General features: G+C 62.2%; 7 protein-coding genes. All 7 read left to right on the forward strand.

Annotation, left to right across the window (positions count from 1 at the left end):
• Positions 1–136 precede the first annotated feature (136 nt).
• A complete protein-coding gene (locus tag V7N12_RS13635) occupies positions 137–754 on the forward strand; it encodes an NADH:ubiquinone oxidoreductase (protein ID WP_333715187.1) in 618 nt (205 codons plus the stop codon).
• A gap of 15 nt (positions 755–769) precedes the next feature.
• Positions 770–1,003 carry a DUF5337 domain-containing protein gene (locus tag V7N12_RS13640; protein WP_333715188.1) on the forward strand — a complete coding sequence of 78 codons (234 nt, stop codon included), beginning with the start codon at positions 770–772 and terminating at the stop codon, positions 1,001–1,003.
• Complete coding sequence (gene nuoF / locus V7N12_RS13645; protein ID WP_333715189.1) at positions 1,003–2,289, forward strand: NADH-quinone oxidoreductase subunit NuoF; 1,287 nt, start codon at positions 1,003–1,005, stop codon at positions 2,287–2,289. The genes V7N12_RS13640 and nuoF overlap by 1 nt, the downstream gene beginning before the upstream one ends.
• Positions 2,289–2,699, forward strand: a complete 411-nt coding sequence (locus tag V7N12_RS13650) for a hypothetical protein (RefSeq protein WP_333715190.1) — start codon at positions 2,289–2,291, stop codon at positions 2,697–2,699. Before nuoF ends, V7N12_RS13650 begins: the two co-directional genes overlap by 1 nt.
• 27 nt (positions 2,700–2,726) lie before the next feature.
• A complete protein-coding gene (locus tag V7N12_RS13655) occupies positions 2,727–3,176 on the forward strand; it encodes a DUF3291 domain-containing protein (RefSeq protein ID WP_333715192.1) in 450 nt (149 codons plus the stop codon).
• 129 nt (positions 3,177–3,305) lie between these two features.
• Entirely contained in the window at positions 3,306–3,710 is a 405-nt protein-coding gene (locus V7N12_RS13660; RefSeq protein ID WP_333715193.1) for a DUF5333 domain-containing protein, read from the forward strand.
• Between the two features lie 138 nt (positions 3,711–3,848).
• On the forward strand, positions 3,849–4,738 hold an 890-nt coding region (nuoG, locus tag V7N12_RS13665), incomplete at its 3' end, for an NADH-quinone oxidoreductase subunit NuoG (RefSeq protein ID WP_333715195.1).

The raw sequence follows: 4,738 nt of genomic DNA on the forward strand, positions 1-4,738 counted from the left end.
GACAGTAATTCTTTACCCGCAGGCCGTTGATCGGTTAGACGTGGGGCAAGCGCGTATCTGGGTCGAAATGACGCAGGGCGGGCCGCGTTCGCATTTCCGGGGCCGTTCGGCCACCACCTGAGGGAGAGACTAGACCATGAAAGATACTGCACCAATCAACCAGGGGATCATCGCGGTCGCGGCGCTCTTTGCGATCATCGCCGCTGGTGTCGCCTTCGTTCTTTATGACTTCGGGCTTTTCGCCTCTGCCGTGATCGGCGGTGTGATCGGTGCTGTCGCGGCTGTCGCGCTGGCGATCGGCTGGCGCGCGCCTGCGCCGGGTCCGCAGGCCACGACCGCCCCCGCTGCTGCCGCCCCCGCCGCCGCCCCCGCGCCCGTGGCCAAGGCAGCAGAGCCCGCGCCCGCTGCGGCACCTGCTCCTGCACCTGCTGCGGCGCCTGCACCCGCTGCGGCACCTGCGGCCTCGGATGGCAAGCCCGTTTTCATGACCGCCGCGCGCGATGGTGGTCCCGACAACCTCAAGGAAATCAAGGGCGTCGGTCCGAAGCTGGAAAAGACCCTGCATGGGATGGGCGTCTTTCACTTCGACCAGATCGCATCCTGGGGTCCGGCCGAAGAGGCCTGGATGGATGACAACCTCGAAGGCTTCAAGGGCCGCGTCAGCCGCGACGGCTGGATCGCGCAGGCCAAGATCCTCGCACAGGGCGGCGAGACCGCATTTTCCAAGAAAGTGGAGGATGGCGACGTCTACTAGGCCGTCGCAAGGGTGATGGCGCAAAAACACGGAGACACCGATCAGGCCAAAGCCGGACAACGCGTCGCGTTGCTTATGGCGGGGGTTGGTGTTTTCTGGATATTGGTGAACCTGATCGGGTCGGAATACGGCTGGTCCAACCGGACCCGCGCCCTTTTTGACCTTGCAGCGCTCGCCGGTTTCGGGTTTGCCCTGTGGCAGACCTACCGACTGTGGCGGATGCGCCAGAACGACAAGGGCAAGGACTGATGCTCAAAGACGAGAACCGGATTTTCACGAACCTTTACGGGATGCACGACCGCAGGCTGAAAGGCGCGCAGGCGCGGGGCCATTGGGATGGCACGGCGGACATCATCAAGAAGGGCCGCGACTGGATCATCAACGAGATGAAGGCAAGCGGCCTGCGTGGCCGTGGCGGCGCGGGCTTTCCGACGGGCCTCAAGTGGTCGTTCATGCCCAAGGAAAGCGACGGGCGTCCGGCCTATCTGGTGGTCAATGCCGACGAATCCGAACCGGGCACCTGCAAGGACCGCGAGATCATGCGCCACGACCCGCATACGCTGGTCGAGGGCTGCCTGATCGCCAGCTTCGCGATGAACGCGCATGCCTGCTACATCTACATCCGTGGCGAATACATCCGCGAGAAAGAGGCGCTGCAAGCCGCCATCGACGAGGCTTATGACGCAGGCCTGATCGGCAAGAACGCCGCCGGTTCGGGCTGGGACTTCGACCTTTACCTGACCCACGGGGCCGGGGCCTATATCTGCGGCGAGGAAACCGCCCTTCTGGAAAGCCTCGAAGGCAAGAAGGGGATGCCGCGCATGAAGCCGCCTTTCCCGGCGGGGGCGGGGCTTTATGGTTGTCCGACCACGGTGAACAACGTCGAATCGATTGCCGTTGTGCCCACGATCCTGCGCCGTGGCGGTGACTGGTTCGCCAGCATGGGCCGTCCGAACAACGCGGGCACCAAGCTTTTCGCCATCTCGGGCCATGTCAACAACCCCTGTGTCGTCGAAGAGGAAATGTCGATCCCCTTCGAAGAGTTGATCGAAAAGCACTGCGGCGGGATTCGCGGCGGCTGGGGCAACCTCAAGGCGGTGATCCCGGGTGGATCGTCGGTGCCTTGCGTGCGTGGCGAAAACATGCGCGACGCGATCATGGATTTCGACGCCTTGAAGGACAAGGGATCATCGCTCGGCACCGCTGCGGTGATCGTGATGGATAACTCGGTCGATATGATCAAGGCGATCTGGCGGCTGTCCAAATTCTACAAGCACGAAAGCTGTGGCCAGTGCACGCCCTGCCGCGAAGGCACCGGCTGGATGATGCGGGTGATGAAGCGGCTGGTCGAAGGCAATGCAAGCGTCGAGGAAATCGACATGCTGCTGAGCGTGACAAAACAGGTCGAAGGCCATACCATCTGCGCATTGGGTGATGCGGCGGCCTGGCCAATTCAGGGTCTGATCAAGAACTTCCGGGACGAGATCGAGGACCGTATCGCCAGCAAACGGACAGCGGGGATTGCAGCACAATGATGAAGCAGGGATTGAGTGTCGGCGCGGCGGTTCTGGCGCTGGCGGCTTGTGAACGGGGATCGAGCCTCGATCTGAACGAACCGGCGGTCCAGCGGCTTTATACGATGTCGGTGCCCGAATATTACGCGACCCTGACATTGGCGCAGCGCGTGGCGCAAGGCTGTGCGCAATATGCCTATGACACCGGTCTCGACACCCAGTTGAACGATGCCCGCAACGAGGTCGGTCGCGGCTCTTTGTCCGCTTTCGGCCTGCGCAATGCGATCGAGCTGGAAACCGATGTCACGCGGCGCAGCTTCGAGGTCAAGCACGCCGTCGATGTCAGCGCGGATGATCTTTGCGCGGCGGGCGATGCCGAGGTGCTGGAAGGCTCGCCGCTGGCGGCCATGCTGATCCCTATCCGCGCCTAGGGCGTCTTTGCTGAAAAGGCGGCGGTCATGCATCTGGCAGAGTTGAACATCGGCCGCCTGCTTGCCCCGACGGACGATCCGCGCGTGGCCGAGTTCATGGACAACCTCGACCGTGTGAACGGGGTGGCCAAGCGGATGCCGGGCTTTGTCTGGCTGATGGAAGGGTCGGGCGAGCCGGGCACCGGCAATACCGAAAACAATCTCGAGGATGACCCGCAGTTCATTGTGAACCTCTCGGTCTGGGAAGGGCCTGCCGCTTTGCAGACCTTTGTTTTCGAGACATTGCACGCGCGGTTTCTGGACCGGCGGGCCGAATGGTTCACCCCCCTTGTCCGGATGCATTTCGTCATGTGGTGGGTGCCGGAAGGCCACCAGCCCACCGTGGACGAGGCGATGGCGAAACTTGCCCTGCGCGAGGCCGAAGGTGATACCGAGGCAGCCTTCGGCTGGGACTACCTGCGCCGACATCACACGTGACATCGGCCCCCGCCTTGCGGTTTTGCGCGTTTTTTCGCGCTCACACAGCTTTGATATTGCATAACCGCCGAACCGGTCCAATTTGCTGGCGCAAGAGATGCGCAGGCAAGCGCGGCAGGAGTAGGGCAGATGCGAGTTTCAAAGACCTTGGGACGACTGGCAATCGTGGCGAGCTTGGCTGCGGGGCCTGCGGTGGCGCAAACGCCGCTCAAGGATGTGGCGCATGTGCGCGACGGTATCCTGCATGTCGGCATGGCCTATGAGATTTCCGAGAAATGCGGATCGATCAGCGCGCGCATCTTTCGTGGTCTGGGGTTTCTGCGCTCGCTGGAAACCCATGCCCGCGAGCTTGGTTATACGCAGGCGCAGATCGACGCCTATATCAATGACAAGGCCGAGAAAGACCGGCTCGAGGTGATCGGACGTCAGGCGCTTGCCGATATGGGTGTCATCGAAGGCGATGAGGCGACATGGTGCGCGGTCGGTCGTGCCCAGATCGCCGCAAATACCCGCATCGGCTGGCTGTTGCGCTGATGCCTTGAATTCGGTCCGAAGTTCGGCGGTTTTTTTGCCGTTCTGTCTGGTGTCCAAGGGCGTGTCACGTTAGAACCCGACCAACGCGGTCTGTCGTGCGCGATGGTTTCCGCGAAAGGGAACATATAAGGCACGCCAATGTCTCATCTGCGCAAAGTCGTGATCGACGGCCACGAGGTCGAGGTCGACGGGGCCATGACCCTGATTCAGGCTTGTGAGGAAGCGGGGATCGAAATTCCACGCTTCTGTTATCACGAGCGGCTTTCCATCGCCGGCAACTGCCGGATGTGTCTGGTCGAGGTCGTGGGCGGCCCACCCAAGCCCGCTGCATCCTGCGCGATGCAGGTGAAAGACCTGCGTCCGGGGCCGGAAGGGCAGCCGCCGGTGGTCAAAACGAACTCGCCCATGGTCAAGAAGGCCCGCGAGGGCGTGATGGAATTCCTGCTGATCAACCATCCGCTTGATTGTCCGATCTGCGATCAGGGCGGCGAGTGTGATTTGCAGGATCAGGCGATGGCCTACGGCGTCGATTTCAGCCGCTACCGCGAACCCAAGCGCGCGGTCGAGGATCTGGATCTGGGGCCATTGGTCGAAACCCACATGACCCGCTGCATTTCCTGCACCCGCTGCGTGCGCTTCACGACCGAGGTCGCGGGCATCCACCAGATGGGCCAGACCGGTCGCGGCGAGGATGCCGAGATCACCAGCTATCTGGGCGAGACGCTTGATTCCAACCTGCAGGGCAATATCATCGATCTGTGCCCCGTGGGCGCGCTGGTCAGCAAGCCTTACGCCTTTACCGCCCGCCCGTGGGAACTGACCAAGACCGAATCCATCGACGTGATGGATGCCTTGGGGTCCAACATCCGCGTCGATACCAAGGGGCGCGAGGTGATGCGCTTTTTGCCGCGCAACCATGACGGTGTGAACGAGGAATGGATTTCCGACAAGACCCGTTTCGTCTGGGACGGGTTGCGCCGCCAGCGGCTGGATACGCCTTACATCCGCGAGAACGGCAAACTGCGCAA

Source organism: Yoonia sp. (assembly GCF_036770585.1).
Taxonomy (GTDB): Bacteria; Pseudomonadota; Alphaproteobacteria; order Rhodobacterales; family Rhodobacteraceae; genus Yoonia.